This is a genomic window from Lutibacter sp. (assembly GCF_041555395.1).
Classification (GTDB): domain Bacteria; phylum Bacteroidota; class Bacteroidia; order Flavobacteriales; family Flavobacteriaceae; genus Lutibacter.
The window spans coordinates 1-16,881 of record NZ_JBFFKM010000006.1; the positions used below are offsets into that span (position 1 = coordinate 1).

Sequence of the window (16,881 nt, forward strand, 5' to 3'; positions counted from 1 at the left end):
CTTCGAGAGGCTCTAATTTCTGGAGGAGGCACTGAACTTAGAGGATTTAACACTACTTGGGATACAACCTGGTTTGGAGAAACTAAAATTCATGAAGATCATTATATTATAGAATGGACGATTCCTCTTTCGGCATTTAAATATAGAGAAGGAGAAACTAAATGGAGATTTAACAGTTACCATTTTGACACACAAGACAATGAACAAAGTACTTGGATGAATATTCCTCAAAACCAATTAATTTTTAGTTTGGCCTAAATGGGAGATATGATTTTTGAAAAACCTTTGGGCAAATCTAACCCTCCTATTTCAATTATTCCTACATTAAATACTTTAGCGGCTTAAGACTACGAAACGGACGAATCTAAGATTGATTTCAAAATTGGTGGTGACGCAAAATTAGCAATTGGAAATAGTATGAATATAGATCTTACGTTAAATCCCGATTTTTCGCAAGTAGAGGTTGATCAGCAAGTAACTAATTTAAAACGTTTTGAAGTTTTTCTTCCTGAAAAAAGACAGTTTTTTATTGAGAATAGTGATCTATTTGCAGATTTTGGTGACAACAAGGACTCAAATCCATTTTTCTCTAGACGAATTGGAATAGCAAAAGATAAAGATGATAACGATATAGAAAATGATATTATTGCCGGAATACGATTAAGTGGTAAATTGAACAACAATTTACGTTTAGGGATTTAAAATATGCAAACTGCTGAAGATTTAACTAATGAAATTCCCACTACAAATAACGCTGTTATTACTGCCCAATATAAATTATTTAGTCGTTCAAATTTAAGCGTTATGTTTATTAATAAACAAGCCACAAAAGATTATGATTTTGTAGAAGATGAAAATCGGTTCAATCGTGTTTTTGGTTTTGATTATAGGTTAGCTTCAAAAGACAATACTTGGGTTGGAAAATACTTTTTTCACAAATCATTTTCGCAAAATGTTAATGATAAAGATATATCTTCAGGTGCATCAACCGAGTATTTTAGCAGAAATTGGAACTTAAGATTTGGAGCTGTTTTTGTAGGTGAAAATTTTAGATCCGACTTAGGGTATATCAAAAGAACTGATGTTTTTAAAATTAGTCCTTTAGTCCAACGTACGTTTTGGCCTAAAAAAGGAAAAATCCAAAAACATAGCATTTCAGTAATGCCATTTTTCTTATGGAAGCCAGAACTAAATTTTAAAAATTCTGACTATACCATTGTAACACGCTGGCAAGCTGAATTTCAAAACACATCAAAGTTAGAATTTAAAATGTTCAACAGATATACGCATCTTTATGAAAGCTTTGACCCAACCAGCACTGATGGTGCAGAACCAATTCCTGGGGATAAAAATTATTATTATACAAGTTATGAAGTAAAATATAACTCTGATCAAAGAAATACTTTTTCTTATAATTTGAACCCATCAATCGGAAAGTTTTATAATGGTGAAAAATATTCGTTTCAAGCACAATTTACTTTACGATTACAACCTTACTTTTCAAGTTCTCTTCAAATTAATTATGATAACATTAACTTGCCTAACCCTTACCCAGATGCTTCAGTTTGGCTCATTGGGCCTAAAATAGACATCACATTTAATAAAAGTTTATTTTGGGCAACATTTGTTCAATATAGTAGCCAGCAAAATAATTTTAGCATAAACACAAGGTTACAATGGCGTTTTGCTCCACTTTCAGACTTATTTATTGTTTATAATGACAACTATTTTACGGAAAATGTCTTTGCTCCTAGATTTCGCTCTTTTAATCTAAAATTAACATATTGGCTTAATGTTTGAATGTCTTTAGTAAACCTTAATAATCAACTTCAAAAATACTTGTTCCCAACACAAATTTTAATATTTCAAATATAAAAAAGTCAATAGCGTTAACATTTTTGTTAAAAACAGGTGCTATTTTAAATTAACTTTGTAAATTAATTAAGTAAAAATCACTAACTTCGATAGTCAAAACTTAGCTATTTAATTTAAACTTTTGGCCATGACAAAACACGTATCGTTTTCAGCAAAAAAATCCTTTATTACCTCATTTTTTTTATTTCTTTTAATTGTCGGATTTCAAAATTCAAGTTATGCAACCAATAGAATTTTCAATGACACCATTGGATTTAACGAATATAGAGGAAGCGTTATAGACAGCAAGACCAAAAAGTCATTGGAAAACGCTACACTGCTGGTCAATGGAACAAATATCAGCACCATTACAAATAAGCAAGGTGATTTTTTATTGAAGGTTCCAAAAAAATTTATAGAGCGAAGGGTTACCATTTCATTTTTGGGCTATACCAGTAAAGTGATTAATTTGGTGGATTTTGACACAAAAAACACCATTATAAAACTTGAAACTTATATTGAAGAACTTTCCGAAGTTAAAATTAATGTGAAAGACGCTACATCCCTGGTTCTTGAGGCATTAAAGAAAAAGGGCGACAATTATTATAATGATGAACTGAAAATGACTTCATTTTATAGAGAAACCATAAAAAAAAGAAGAACCTATGTGTCGCTGTCTGAAGCTGTTGTTGAAATTTATAAACAACCTTACACATCAGGAAGAAGTGATATTTTAAAAATATATAAAGCGCGTAAAAGCACCGATTACAACAAATTGGACACTGTGGCTTTCAAACTCAGGGGCGGGCCATTTAACACCTTGTATTTAGACGTCATGAAAAATACAGGGATGTTATTTGCTGAAGATATGGTTGATATTTATGACTTTACTTTTGACAATTCGACTAAAATTGATAACAGACTAATTTACGTTGTGAATTTTAAACAAAAGAAATACATCAATGACCCCTATTTTTACGGAAAATTATATATAGATGCTCAAACATTCGCTTTAACCAATGCGAAATTTTATTTAAATCTTGAAAATAAACAAAAAGCGAGCCGATTTTTTATCATTAAAAAACCTAGAAGAGCCGATGTTCTACCGATTCAAGCTTACTATCAAGTTGAATATCGGGAAAAAGAAGGTAAATGGTATTATGGGTACAGCCGAGTTGAACTCGGATTTAAAATTAATTGGGCTAAAAAGTGGTTCAACACCATCTATTATACAACTATTGAAATGGCAGTTACCGATTGGGAAAAAAGCGATGAGAGTCAACTTCCTAAACCTAAAGATCGTTTAAGACACTCTGTAATTATGAGCGATAACACTTCCGGATTTAAAGATCCCGAGTTTTGGGGTGCATACAACGTAATTGAACCCGATAAACCTATTGAATCTGCCATTGAAAAAATTCAAAGGCAATTGATAAAAAATTGATAAAATTAAAATTTTCAACTAATTTTATTAATTTGAATGTGGTTATTTTTGTTTGAGCAAGAAACAAGTTGTTAAGATATTCTATGATTTTTTTTTAAATTATCTTTTGTTTCAAGAAATAAGAAAATATTACCCTATATATTTATGATATACCGCACTTGAAAATCCATTCTGTTTATTCTAAAGAAAGAACTGTTTTTTAGCTATTTTTTCGTTATTTATTCTTTTCTTTAACATCCATTTAAGATATTAAAGGTTCCCTTTAATATCTTAGGATCTTAATTTATTTCATTATATAAAAATCAAACTTTAAACTTTTATGACAAAAAGATTTTTTACCAGCTTATTAACTGTTTTGTTAGTAGTTGGAATTTCCACCAGTGCCGAAGCACAAAAAAAGAAAAAAAAGAACAATAAAAAGGACACGACACAGCCTGAAGCTAAGCCAAAAAAAGATGCTATTGAACCTTATGGCAAAGTAGTAACCTCAGATGCGAAAACCGATGAAGGTTTATTTAAATTGCATTTTGTTGATGACAAATACCTATATGAAATCCCAGATTCATTACTTGAAAGAGAATTTTTAATGGTTACGCGCATTTCTAAAAATACATCAAATGACATGAGTTTTGGTGGACAAAAAACCAATACGCAAGTGTTGCGCTGGCAAAAAAAAGACAAACAAATTATATTACGGGTAGTTTCGCACAATATTGTTGCCAACGAAGAACTTCCTGTTCATGAAGCTGTGGTAAATTCAAATTTCGAACCTGTCTTATTCACATTTCCAATTAAAGCATTCAACAACGATAAAACTGCTACAGTAATTGATGTTACTGAATTGTTTTCTACTGATGTAAAACCATTAGGATTGCCTGAATTTATAAGAAAACAATATAAAATCACAAAACTTGAGGCAAAAAATTCATTTATTGAAAGCGTAAAAAGTTATCCTCAAAATATTGAAACGCGTCACGTAAAAACCTATTCAGCCTCAGAACCACCATCAAACTCAAGTACTGGAATGGTATCTGTTGAAATGAGTAACTCAATGATTTTATTGCCGAAAGTTCCTATGAAACGAAGAATTTTTGACGAACGAGTTGGCTGGTTCACTACAAGTCAGACAGATTATGGCTTGGAAGCTCAAAAAAGTGAAGAGGTGACTTATTTAGATCGCTGGAGACTAGAAGTAAAAGATGAAGACCTTGACAAATTTAAAAATGGTGAACTGGTTGAACCAAAAAAACAAATTGTTTATTATGTTGACAGAGCCACACCAGAAAAATGGATTAAATATATAAAACAAGGAATTGAAGATTGGCAAGTAGCTTTTGAAGCTGCTGGATTTAAAAATGCAATTATCGCAAAAGATCCACCAACAAAAGAAGAAGATCCAGAATGGAGTCCTGAAGATGCTCGTTATTCTGTGGTTAGATATTTGGCTTCACCAATACCTAATGCCAATGGCCCGCACGTAAGCGACCCAAGATCTGGAGAAATTTTAGAATCTGACATTAATTGGTATCACAATGTAATGAGTTTATTACAAGGTTGGTTTTTTGTACAAACGGCTGCTATAAATTCTGAAGCACAAAACACAGAATTTAAAGATGAAGTTATGGGAGAACTAATTAAATTCGTTTCTTCTCATGAGGTTGGTCATACTTTAGGATTTCCTCATAATATGGGAAGTAGTTGTGCATACCCAGTAGACTCTCTTCGTTCAGCTACATTTACCAAAAAATTCGGAACTGCACCATCCATTATGGATTATGCACGTTTTAACTATGTGGCGCAACCCGGAGATAAAGATGTTGCATTAATGCCAAACATTGGTGTTTATGATAAATACGCCATGAGTTGGGGATATCGCCCAATTTTAGAGGCCAAAACTCCTGAAGATGAAAAAGAAATATTGGATAGCTGGATTTTAAAACATGCCGGAGACAAATTATATCGTTTTGGACATCAACAAGCCGGAGGCGTAGTTGACCCAAGTTCTCAAACTGAAGATTTAGGGGATGATGCCATTAAAGCCAGTGCTTACGGAATTGCTAACTTAAAGCGAATTGTTCCAAATTTAATAAAATGGACTGCTGAAAAAGGTAAAAATTATGATGATTTGGGAATGATGTATGGGCATGTAATTTCCCAATTTAATAGGTATATGGGCCATGTTTCTTCAAATTTAGGAGGTGTTTATGAAAACTATAAAACTTATGACCAAGAAGGTGCTGTTTATGCACATGTTGATAGAACGCATCAAAAAAATTGTTTGAAATTTATAAATAAGGAATTGTTCGAAACTCCAACTTGGCTAATTGATAAAGCTATTATTGGAAGGACTGAATATTCTGGAGTAACTGAGAGAATTAGAGCAACACAAGTTAGAACCTTGAACAATATTCTTGATTTAGGCAGAATGATGAGAATGATAGAGAATGAAACATTAAACGGTGCTAATTCCTATTCTTTAATTTCAATGATGAATGATTTACATGGTGGAATATGGTCTGAACTAAACACAGGAAAAAACATTGATACTTATCGCAGAAATTTACAAAGAGCTTATGTTGACCGGCTTGGCTATTTAATGACTGCAAAAGACATTAAACCAAGCGAAAGAAAATCAGGCTATGTTAAACGTACTTTGGTTACCGTAAATGAATCTGACATTGTTTCTGTTGTTCGTGGAGAATTGAACCGTGTTAAAGTAGCGGCACAGAGAGCTGCCATTGCCTCAACTAACACCAATACAAAATATCATTTACAGGATATCGCTAAGCGAATTGATGGAATATTAGATCCGAAATCTTAAATAAATTACCCATAAAAAAAGCCTTCAATGAAGGCTTTTTTTATGGGTAATTTATAAATAGTTATAAACCTAAAACTTCAACTCCCTGCTTATAAATAACATCAACAGGAATATTGGCATCACTCAGCTTGTCTAAATCACTTTGTAAATCACCTGGAATTATGCCTTTTTCTTCTACCAATTTGGCAACACCCTCATAATCTCCATTTCCCTGCATGGTTAAAATTAGGTATGATAACTGCCTCATGGCCTCTTCCATTTTTTTGTAATTCACTTTATAAGTTCCATCTTCATTTTTGGTAAAAGCACCTTCTTCCTTAAAGAAATTAAATCGAATCATATTGGCTTTACCATGTGCACTCGAAGCGCCGAAACGTACAGAGCGGAAAATACTTGCCATAAAAGTGGTCATATAGTCTTTCATATCTCCCTCCAATTCTCCTTTTTTATGCAACTGCTGCACCATATACAATCCTAAAATATCGGCTTTTCCTTCTTCCAAAGCAGAAGCCCTTTCTTTTAAGGCATTTCTAACCGTGCCTTTATTATTAATCGTATTTTTTATTCCCAATCCGTGAGCAACTTCATGAAACATGGTGTTGGCAAAAAAAGCATCAAACTTAACATATTTACGCTGAGTTGAATCAATTAATATTTCTGAAATAGGCATTAATATTTTATCAAATTTGGCACGCATCGCATTTTTCAATTGCAGCCTTCTTGTTCCTTTTTGCAATTGAACAGTCTCATCATTTGGTAAATTAATGGCGATGGTTTTACTACCTGCGTTGCAGTCACCTGCATAATAAACAACATCATAGGCATTTAAATCGGAATCAGTTCCTGGAACTTCCTGTTTGTAGGCATCCGAAACCGGAAGTCCAGTTTGCAACTCGGGCAAAAAACTGGCAAAATGGGCAAGTTTTTCACTCCAAACCTTATCTTTTATCAGCACGTAAGCTTCATGCGACGCTTTATACCCAAAAAGCTGATCTTCATAAGTTTCAATTGGGCCAATCACAATATCAAGTGCGTTTGTCTTCATGTCCATCCAGGCCAAATCACTAGCTTGATATTTATCATCTAAAAATGCTTGTGCTCGCAATTCCAAATAATTCTTAAGTCCTTCATCATCAGCAAATTTAGAAGCTTCCAATAGCAAATCAGCTACTTCTTTTACTTCATTTTTAAACTGAATATGATAAGGAATTGTAAACAATTTCCCCTCCTTATTTCTTCTGACAAAAGTGTACAAACTCGATTTGCTTCCATCAGTAAAAGTCTCAAATTCTAATTTAGTCATATTAGCCGGATAATAATTTGCTCCGGAAGGTTTACTTCCAACACCATCAATAAATGGATTGTTTCCATCGAGCCTATCCCAAGGCCCGTAATTTATTTCAACAAATTTTTTGGTATCCTCATCAGAAATAGAATCTAAAAGTTGATTTTTATCCCCGTAGGCTTCATACCAAAACAGCTCATTCATTTTAGATGCTGCTTTTATAAGAATCGGCAACATTTTACGTTCATTTTCTGTTAAAACACTTAAGTCTGATGTCAATTTAAAAGTAACATATTTACCTAGTTTTTTTTGCATAGCAGTCCAATTTTCTTCAACGGTAACTTGATTTTTAGGTTTACGTGCATCTCCGTTTTCCTTGCATGAAAACAATGTGATTAGCACTAGCGCTATTATAATTTTTTTCATTTTATTGGTTTAAATTAATGGGGTCCAATATATCCTTAATTCTCTTTTCATCGATATTGTAATTGATTTCGACTCCCTTTTTATCTGGAAATTGTTCAATCATAAGTGTTGAGGACGGGAATGCAAATCCAACACCTAAACTACCGGCTAATTTTAGAATTTTCATATGCAAAATGTGTTTGGAGGATTGCTCACTGTTCCAATCTAAATTAACAAAATAAACATTTAAAAGTATGGACAAGGAAGAATCAGAAAATCCAACAAATTCAACATTAAATTGTTCTGTTCTCGTTGAAGGTTCCAATTCAATAATACTTCTGATTCCCTGAACAAAGGCCTCAATAAGTTCGGGAGGCGTATCATAGCGGATCCCCAAATTTGTGGTATAACGACGGAAAGAGCGTAAACCCTTATTATTCACCACCATTTCAGAAAGTTGGCTATTTGGAATTTGGAAAATTGTGGTATCCGCAGCCCTAACGGTCGTAGATCTAAAACCAACAGTTTCAACCGTTCCAATCACTGTACCAGCTTCAATCCAGTCACCTATATGAAAAGGTTTGTCCACGAAAATCATGATGGTTCCAATAAAGTTTTTAACGGTGTCCTGTGAAGCCAATGCCACTGCAATACCACCAATAGAAGCCCCTGCAATAACTGTAACAGGATCAACACCAAAAAGGGTCAATAGTTTAAGAATTCCAATAAATATAACCAACCCCAGTAAAAAATTTCTCAAAACAGGAACCAATTGATCATCTAATTTAGACTCCGTAGACTCGGCAAATTTGCTGTAAACACTCATAATTACCTGCACAAGTTTTAAGAATACATATATCCAAAAAACAATGACCATGATATTTATTGCTAAAAATAAAAAATTGGAAACATCAATGTGCAACACCAATGAAGGCAATGTTTTTTTTACAAATGCCATCAATATCAATAAAACAACTGGACGAGTCAATTTTCTCAAAGATGATTTAATCTCATCATTTGATATATTGATGATTAAATGTTGTGTTTTATTTAAAATAAAATAAACAATTTTTCGCAACACATAAAATAACCCTGTACTGATAATTATTAAAATGAGTAAACCAAAATACTGCCAAAGTTCAATTTTAAAAAGTGTTCTGTGCCCAACATCAGGCATTATTTTTTGCAATTTCACCATGTACCAGGGATACATATTTTGGTAAAGTTCTTTAACTTTACTGGAAGTTTCTTTAGAATAATACCAATTATCTTCAATTTTTTCTAAATATATTTCAGGCATTTTGTTTGGAAATAATAAATACTGATTTCCTCCTTTTGTGGTTGTAGTGTCTGAATACATACTATCGGTCGGTACCTTGCTAAAATCAACTTTTAATCCTTTAGTATCCAATATTTCCTTTAATTTGACTGCAATCTCCTTTGCCTCCATACTATCATAACCATAAATTACAGCGGCTGCTTTTTCAGGTTCATAAGAATTGGAATTTAAAAAATATAAGTGGGTGTGAATAGTTGCGTTTGGATTGCTTAAATCGACTTTAACTTTGTTTTGGGCAATTAAAGAAGTTGTAAACAATAAAAAAAATAATAATAATTTTTTCATTATCTGTTTGTTTAAAGTAAAAACAAATTTAAGGATTAAATTTAATGTCCTAAATTTTTGTTGCTTAATTCTTTGCTTTATTTCTTTTGAAAGATTTTCCTTTAAATGTTGACTTAAAAGGAATGGCATCATTGAAGGTGTTTTTTGCCGGTGATTTTTTGTTTTTCCGCCAACTGTTATTATCGGGTAGCAATTTCTGAAGCAAATCTGTTCTCCCAACTTTTGTCAGCGTATTTCTGATCCATTGCTGATTTTCCTTTTTGTACCAGAAGAAAAATCGGTGCTGTTCGTCTTTTTCTTGTTTGGTTCTTGGTGTTTTAGTTGGTTTTAGGGTGTACGGATGATAGCCGCTATAATAAATAACAGTGGCAACAGTCATTGGCGTAGGCGTAAAACCTTGAACCTGTTCCAATTGAAATCCCAAATCTTTGGTTTCAGCTGCCAAATTTGCCATATCTTCCAATTCGCAGGCAGGATGACTTGAGATAAAATAAGGAATCAATTGAAGATTTAGCTTTTTCCGAATATTTATGGCGTCAAAACGCTCTTTAAATTTATGGAAATAGGTAAAAGATGGTTTACGCATTAATTTCAATACATTGTCTGAAGTATGTTCAGGAGCAACTTTCAATCGGCCAGAAACATGGTTTGTCATGACTTCTTCAGTATAAGCATCCAGCTCTTTAGGATCTGCCCTTTTATTGAATTCTGGCACTAATAAATCATGTCGAATTCCACTTCCAATAAATGATTTTTTAACTTTCGGATGTTTATCGACCGCCTTATAAAGTTCAGTTAAAGGTTTGTGTGATGTGTCTAAATTATGACAAATAACCGGCGATATACAAGAAGGCGAAACACATTTATCACAAATCTCCTGCACTTTCCCTTTCATTTTGTACATATTTGCAGAAGGCCCGCCGATGTCCGACAAATACCCTTTAAAATCGGGCATGTTAGCCACTTTATCAACTTCCTTTAAAATAGACTCCTGACTTCTGCTCGCAATAAATTTTCCCTGATGTGCAGAAATGGTGCAAAAACTGCAACCACCAAAACAACCACGATGAATGTTTATGGAAAATTTAATCATTTCAAACGCAGGAATAGGTCCGCGAGAATTGTATTTTGGATGGGGTAAACGTGTGTAAGGTAAATCGAAAGAAGCATCAATTTCAACTTCTGTCATTGTTTCATAAGGCGGATTTATAACTAAAGTATAATCGCTGACCTCCTGAAAAATTCTGTCTGCAAATAACTTATTGGACTCTTGTTCAATTACTTTAAAATTTGACGCATACAATTTCTTGTCTTTCAAACAAAGTTCATGCGAATTGATGGTTACATCTTTCCAATTTTTATTTTTTGGAATATCTTCACCTTTATCCACTAAAAAGGCAGTTTGTTTAACTGTTTTTATACTGGAAAAGGGCACGCCTTTCTTCAACAGGTTCACAATTTCATGCAAGGGTTGTTCTCCCATTCCATATACCAATAAATCAGCTTTTGAATCTATTAAAATGGTTGGTTTTAAAGTATCGCTCCAATAATCATAATGAGTCACTCTTCGAAGTGAAGCTTCAATTCCGCCAATTAAAACTGGCACATCAGGAAACTTTTCCTTCAAAATAGTTGCGTAAACTGTGGTTGCATAATCAGGTCTGAAACCTTTATCGCCGTTTGGTGTATATGCATCATTGTCACGTTTTCTTTTACTGGCTGTGTAATTGCTTACCATTGGATCCATGCATCCGCCCGTAACTGCAAAAAATAATTTTGGAGTTCCCAATTTGGTAAAATCCTGCAAATTATCATGCACACTTGGTTGTGGCACAATGGCCACTCTTAACCCATAACTTTCCAAAAGTCGGCCAATTACCGCAGCGCCAAATGCAGGATGATCCACATAGGCATCGCCTGTAAATAATATTACATCAAGCTCATCCCAACCTCTAAGTTTCACCTCTTTATTTGTGGTAGGTAACCAATCTGAAAGCTTATTCATCATATTTTGCAAAAATACGTTAAAAATAATAATTCATAATTATTTCTTTTTTATAGCGATTAAATTTTTATTGGATGAAACTTGTTATTGTATCCGAATGGAGTTTTTAATATTATAGACTAACCTTAGTGATTTGAGGAATTTTCAACATCATATATTTTATGTTGAATATCGATAAATTTTGAGATTTTCCCGGTACTCTTTTTTAAATTTATTTTGTAACGCTCAATGATTGTCCGATACTAATATCACTGGAGCCCAATTGATTGATTTTTTTAAGCTCTTCAACTGTTAAGCCATATCTTTTTGATATATTATACAAAGTATCTCCTTTAACAACAATGTGTTGTGCCAAACCCAAATTTTCAACTTTTTTGTACGCTATTCCTAAAACTTGAGTATCATAGGCGTGCAATTCAAATTTCTCAATTAATCCAATTAGTTTTGCCGGATATCTTCTGTCAGTTGCATAACCAGCTTCACTTAACCCATTTGCCCAACTAACATAATCTCCTGATGCCATATTGAATAATTTTGAATACCGGCTTCTAGATGTTAAAAACAAAGAATGGTCACGATATGAAGTTGCTGGATTATCATAAACTCTGAAACATTCTCCTTTTTCATCATCATCATGAAAGGTATGATTACCTTCCCATTCTTTATGACATTTTATACCAAAATGGTTATTTGACCTTTTGGTGAGCTCACTATTACCGCTTGAAGATTCTAATATACCCTGTGCCAAAGTAATGCTTGCAGGGATTTTATAAATCCGCATTTCCTCCATAGCAGCGTCTTTAAAAAATTGAATATAATCTTCCGTTGAAGTAAAAATTGTTGATTTTATCTCTTTTTTAGTCTCTAATTGCGTTATTTTCTCTGTCCTTTCAATAACTTTATGATGTGCAGTTTTTGGCTGTGAATGCACTACTTGCTTCTTAGATTTACAACTTGTTAAAAAACCAATAGTTACCAAACAAATAAAAACAACTTTCAACTTCATAACTTAAACTATTTGTGCTAAATTTTTCTTTTTTAATAATAAATTCATGCCTTCAATTCCTTGCAAACCACCCGTATGAATCGCTAAAATTTTAGAACCATTTTCAAAAAAACCAATTTTAATCAAATCTACAATTCCAAACATCATTTTTCCTGTATATACAGGATCTAAAGGGATTTTTGTTTCGCTTTTAAATTTGTTGATAAATGTAATTAATTCTTCTGAAACTTTTGCATAACCACCAAAATGATAATTAGTATTTAAACTCCAATTATCCTGCTTTAGTATATACTTATTGATTTCATGTTGTAAAAAATCACCTTTTAAGACGGGAAAACCTATTACTTTTTGGTGGCTTTTCAGCGAATTTATAATTCCAGAAATGGTTCCTCCCGTGCCAATGGCACAACAAATAAAATCATATTTCGTATCTTCTTCTGTCAGGATTTCTTCGCAGCCTTTTATGGCCAAATTATTGGTGCCACCTTCCGGAACCAAATAAAAATCACCAAATTTTTCTTTAAGTGAAGCAATAAATTCAGGTGAATTTTTGTTTTTGTACTCCGCTCTTGAAACAAATTCAAATTGCATATTGTGTTCTGAAGCGAATTTTAAGGTTGGATTGTTTTGAATTGTTTCTGTCAAATTAGCGGCTAATTCATCACCCCTAATAATGCCAATAGTTTTGAAGTTACAGGAAAATCCTGCTTCGGCTGTTGCGGGAATATGATTGGAGTACGCTCCACCAAAAGTAAGCAGCGTACTTTTATGTTTTTTGGCGGCTTCCTCCAAATTGTATTTTAATTTTCGGTATTTGTTTCCTGAAATAAAAGGATGCAATTCATCTTCGCGTTTTATAAAAAGAGTAACATCCCTATTTTCAATTTCGGAAAAACGAATTTGTTGTATGCGGCTATTTTTATTTTCTAAGAACAATTTTCTGTCTTTTCTTCAATTTCAGCCCATTCTTCCATCAACACTTCAACTTTGCTTTTTTTTGATTTATAGTTTTCAAAAAAATTAGGCTTGGCAGAAGTTGTCTCATAATCTTTTACTAAAGCAGCATCCATTTCTGAAATTTCTCTTTCCAAATTATCTATCTGAGTTTCTATTTTAGATAATTTATTTTTTAATTTTTTAAGAGTCGCATCTTCTTCTCTGGACAATTGAGCCACTTCTTTTTTAAAAGTATCCGATTTTTTAACAACAACTGTTCTTTTTTCAGCTTCACGCAAATTTTCTATCTGATGTTGTTCCAGGAAAAAGTCAATATCTCCTAGATATTCTTTAATTACTTTGTCTTTAAAACCATAAACTGTTGTAGCCAATCCTTGTAAAAAATCTCTGTCATGCGACACTAAAATTAACGTTCCTTCAAATTTTTTGAGGGCTAGTTTTAATACATTTTTTGAAGCTATATCAAGGTGATTTGTGGGCTCATCCATAATTAAAACATTAAACGGAGACAATAGCAGTTTGCATAAAGCCAGTCTATTTCTTTCTCCTCCCGACAACATTTTTGCTTTTTTGTCCACCGTATCTCCACTAAACAAAAAGGAACCCAACATATCTCTTACTCTAGATCTGTTGGTGTCTGTTGCCGCATCTTCCATAATTTCCAGCACCGTTTTTTCTGGCTCTAAATATTCCGACTGGTTTTGGGCAAAATATCCTATTTCAACATTATGGCCTAATTTTAAATGACCTCCATGCGGAATTTCTCCCACAATGATTTTTGCAAGCGTAGATTTCCCTTGTCCGTTTTGACCAACAAAAGCAATTTTACTGTTTTTTTCTATGAGTAAATCCACATCTTCCAACACATGTTTTTTACCATAATTCTTGGACAAATTTTCAGCTTCTATAACTACTTTTCCTGGTTCCTTAGAAATTTGGAACTTCACATTCATCACAGCGTTGTCATCATTATCAACTTCTATGCGCTCAACTTTATCCAATCTTTTTATTAAAGATTGTGCCATGGTAGCCTTATTTGCTTTCGCCCTGAATTTATCGATTAAAACTTGTGTTGCCTTAATTTCCTTCTCTTGATTCTTTTGTGCCTGTAATTGTTTTTCTTTTATTTCGCCTCGCAACAACAAGAATTGGGAATACGGTTTTTTATAATCGTAAATTTTACCCAACGAAATTTCAATGGTTCTGTTGGTTACATTGTCTAAAAACATTTTATCATGTGAAACCAATACAATTGCACCGGAATAGACTTTCAAGAAATTTTCCAGCCAAATAATAGATTCTATATCCAAATGGTTGGTTGGTTCATCCAGCAATAAAATATCATTATTTTGTAATAATAATTTTGCCAACTCTATCCTCATTCTCCAGCCTCCGGAAAAAGTATCCGTCAGTTTGTCAAAATCTTCTCTTTGAAATCCTAAACCCTGTAATATTTTTTCCGTATTTCCTTGGTAATTATAGCCTCCCAACAATTCATATCGGTGTGTAAATTCATTTAAATTAACCATTAAATCATGGTAGTATTCACTTTCATAATCAGTCCTCTCCACCAATTCGTGATTAATAACTTCTAATTTACTTTCTAACTTTTTAATTTCTTCAAAAGCCTGATAAGCTTCTTCCAAAATCGTTCTTCCTTCCGCAAAATCAATATCCTGACGCAAAAATCCAATACGCACTTCTTTATCAAAAGCCATTGTTCCGCCAGTTGCTTCAATATCTTTAGAAAGTACTTTTAACAAGGTCGATTTTCCAGCTCCATTTTTTCCGATTAATCCAATTCTGTCCCCTTTATTTAATTTAAAAGTTATTCCCGAAAACAAATCGGAACCAGCAAAAGAAACCGATAAATTATGTACGTTAAGCATTAATAGTTTATAATTTAATGTAAATTTATATGTTTTTTTAAAATCGCACAAAAGTACTACAAAAAACATTGGCACTCTGTTAAAGTTTTTAATATAATAATTTAGAGTCTTGAGAAAAAATAAAAATAGAAATGTTTAAAAAAGGAACCAAGTTTTACAGCATTTTATTCAATAAATGTCCGAGATGCCATGAAGGCGATTTCATGAAAGAAAAAAACATGTTTAAATTGAATAAAGCTTTTCAAATGCATGACCATTGTTCTCTATGTGGATTGAAATACATGATGGAACCTTCCTTTTTTTATGGAGCCATGTACGTTAATTACGGACTTACTGTTGGCATTTCAATTGCAACTTTTCTAATTGCTGTTCTTTTTTTAAATTTTAGTTTGGTAGAAAGTTTTATTCCAATTGTGATTACTTTGGTTTTAACTGCACCAATTTCAATTAGATTTTCGAGAATAATTTGGATTAATTTATTTATAAAATACGATTTAAAAGCAACAAAAGTTAAAGAAAACGATCAATAGAAATTTCCTTTCCCAACGCTTTTTCGTTTTCTAAATTATTGTAAAGCGCATTTGCAGCTGTTGGAGCAATCATAACACCACGAGTTCCCAATCCATTTAGAACTGCTAAATTTTGAAATTTTGGATGTTTGCCAACCAAAGGTCTTCTGTCTTTAACTGTTGGTCTAATCCCTGCAATATGATCCACAATTTGATAAGGAACAGTGATAAATGATTCCAATTTTGAAATAAGTTCGTTTTTCCCTTCTTCCGTTGGAAGCTGCGTTTTGTCTTTCCAGTTAAAAGTAGCACCCACTTTATAATTATTATTTCCTAAAGGAAGTACAAACAAAGCAGATTTTATTAAAAAATCAATATTTAAGTTTGGCGCATGAACAGTGATAAGTTCACCCTTTGCTTCTTGCATAGGCAAATAATTAAAAAACGGATTGTTTTTAAGTCCGAAACCTTCGCAAAAAATAATTTTTCCGGCAGTTACTCCTTTATATTCGTGGTTTTCTTCATTTATTTTTAAGGCTGAATATTGAAAACTTTCGTTTCTAATTAATTTTCTGTTTGCTAAATAATACCGATAATCATCAAGCAAGCTTTTTGTGTCAATTCTTCCTGTATTCATTAATTTCCCATAACCAAAACCCGCTAAAACACCTTCGTGCTTTTCATGAATTAATTTTGTGGACATATAATTAGAAAGCATTGGATTGTCGCAGGCCGCAAACCAATTATTTTGTTCTTCAACTGATTTAAATATGCGATAAATATTGATTGGAAAATGGTATTTTTTATTGAATTTAATTTCTAAATCCTCGTAAAACGGCAAAGCGATATTCAATTGTTCCGTCGCATTCCAAACTGGCGTAAACCGTTTTAAGACAACCGGATTGTAGATTCCACCAGCCACAATTGAAGAGTTTTGAGAATTATCCTCAAAAACCAAGTACGATTTTTTGTTTTTTTCCAATTCTTTGGTGAAGGCCAATCCTGCCAATCCCAAACCTACTATAATATAATCTACTTGCATTGTGCAATTCACTTTATAAAACAAAAAACTCCCGCAAAAT

General features: G+C 32.8%; 12 protein-coding genes and 1 pseudogene. 6 read left to right on the top strand and 7 right to left on the bottom strand.

Features of this window, described 5'->3' with window-relative positions:
* From ABY285_RS02620 to ABY285_RS02640, 5 genes and pseudogenes are all read left to right on the top strand, one after another.
* Positions 1–258 (top strand): annotated as a pseudogene (locus ABY285_RS02620) (hydrolase); the annotation flags it as partial.
* A 147-nt stretch (positions 259–405) separates the two neighbouring features.
* Positions 406–702, top strand: a complete 297-nt coding sequence (locus ABY285_RS02625) for a DUF5916 domain-containing protein (protein WP_372766867.1) — start codon at positions 406–408, stop codon at positions 700–702.
* A gap of 3 nt (positions 703–705) precedes the next feature.
* Positions 706–1,800 carry a hypothetical protein gene (locus ABY285_RS02630; RefSeq protein WP_372766724.1) on the top strand — a complete coding sequence of 365 codons (1,095 nt, stop codon included), beginning with the start codon at positions 706–708 and terminating at the stop codon, positions 1,798–1,800.
* Positions 1,801–2,002: 202 nt separating this feature from the next.
* The gene (locus ABY285_RS02635) at positions 2,003–3,298 is read left to right on the top strand and encodes a carboxypeptidase-like regulatory domain-containing protein (protein ID WP_372766726.1); all 1,296 of its coding nucleotides are present in this window, start codon (positions 2,003–2,005) and stop codon (positions 3,296–3,298) included.
* Between the two features lie 319 nt (positions 3,299–3,617).
* Positions 3,618–6,119, top strand: coding sequence for a zinc-dependent metalloprotease (locus ABY285_RS02640; RefSeq protein WP_372766728.1), 2,502 nt, complete (start codon positions 3,618–3,620; stop codon positions 6,117–6,119).
* Between the two features lie 61 nt (positions 6,120–6,180).
* Here the strand turns inward: ABY285_RS02640 and ABY285_RS02645 are convergent, their stop codons facing one another.
* From ABY285_RS02645 to abc-f, 6 genes are all read right to left on the bottom strand, one after another.
* Positions 6,181–7,830: a Zn-dependent hydrolase gene (locus ABY285_RS02645; protein WP_372766730.1), complete on the bottom strand. Its 1,650-nt coding sequence runs from the start codon at positions 7,828–7,830 to the stop codon at positions 6,181–6,183.
* A gap of 1 nt (position 7,831) precedes the next feature.
* Positions 7,832–9,433: a mechanosensitive ion channel family protein gene (locus ABY285_RS02650; RefSeq protein WP_372766732.1), complete on the bottom strand. Its 1,602-nt coding sequence runs from the start codon at positions 9,431–9,433 to the stop codon at positions 7,832–7,834.
* Between the two features lie 64 nt (positions 9,434–9,497).
* A complete protein-coding gene (locus tag ABY285_RS02655; protein ID WP_372766734.1) occupies positions 9,498–11,441 on the bottom strand; it encodes a YgiQ family radical SAM protein in 1,944 nt (647 codons plus the stop codon).
* Between the two features lie 208 nt (positions 11,442–11,649).
* The gene (locus ABY285_RS02660; protein WP_372766736.1) at positions 11,650–12,444 is read right to left on the bottom strand and encodes a glucosaminidase domain-containing protein; all 795 of its coding nucleotides are present in this window, start codon (positions 12,442–12,444) and stop codon (positions 11,650–11,652) included.
* A 3-nt stretch (positions 12,445–12,447) separates the two neighbouring features.
* On the bottom strand, positions 12,448–13,380 hold the full coding sequence (locus tag ABY285_RS02665; RefSeq protein ID WP_372766738.1) for a 1-aminocyclopropane-1-carboxylate deaminase/D-cysteine desulfhydrase: 933 nt from the start codon (positions 13,378–13,380) through the stop codon (positions 12,448–12,450).
* A complete protein-coding gene (gene abc-f, locus ABY285_RS02670) occupies positions 13,371–15,290 on the bottom strand; it encodes a ribosomal protection-like ABC-F family protein (RefSeq protein ID WP_372766740.1) in 1,920 nt (639 codons plus the stop codon). Before abc-f ends, ABY285_RS02665 begins: the two co-directional genes overlap by 10 nt.
* Before the next feature lie 131 nt (positions 15,291–15,421).
* On the opposite strand from abc-f, the gene ABY285_RS02675 reads away from it, so the two are divergent.
* Positions 15,422–15,820, top strand: coding sequence for a DUF983 domain-containing protein (locus tag ABY285_RS02675; protein WP_372766742.1), 399 nt, complete (start codon positions 15,422–15,424; stop codon positions 15,818–15,820).
* On the opposite strand, the gene ABY285_RS02680 is transcribed toward ABY285_RS02675, so the two are convergent.
* Positions 15,801–16,841, bottom strand: a complete 1,041-nt coding sequence (locus ABY285_RS02680; RefSeq protein ID WP_372766744.1) for an NAD(P)/FAD-dependent oxidoreductase — start codon at positions 16,839–16,841, stop codon at positions 15,801–15,803. The two genes, ABY285_RS02675 and ABY285_RS02680, sit on opposite strands and share 20 nt — an antisense overlap.
* Positions 16,842–16,881: the final 40 nt, after the last annotated feature.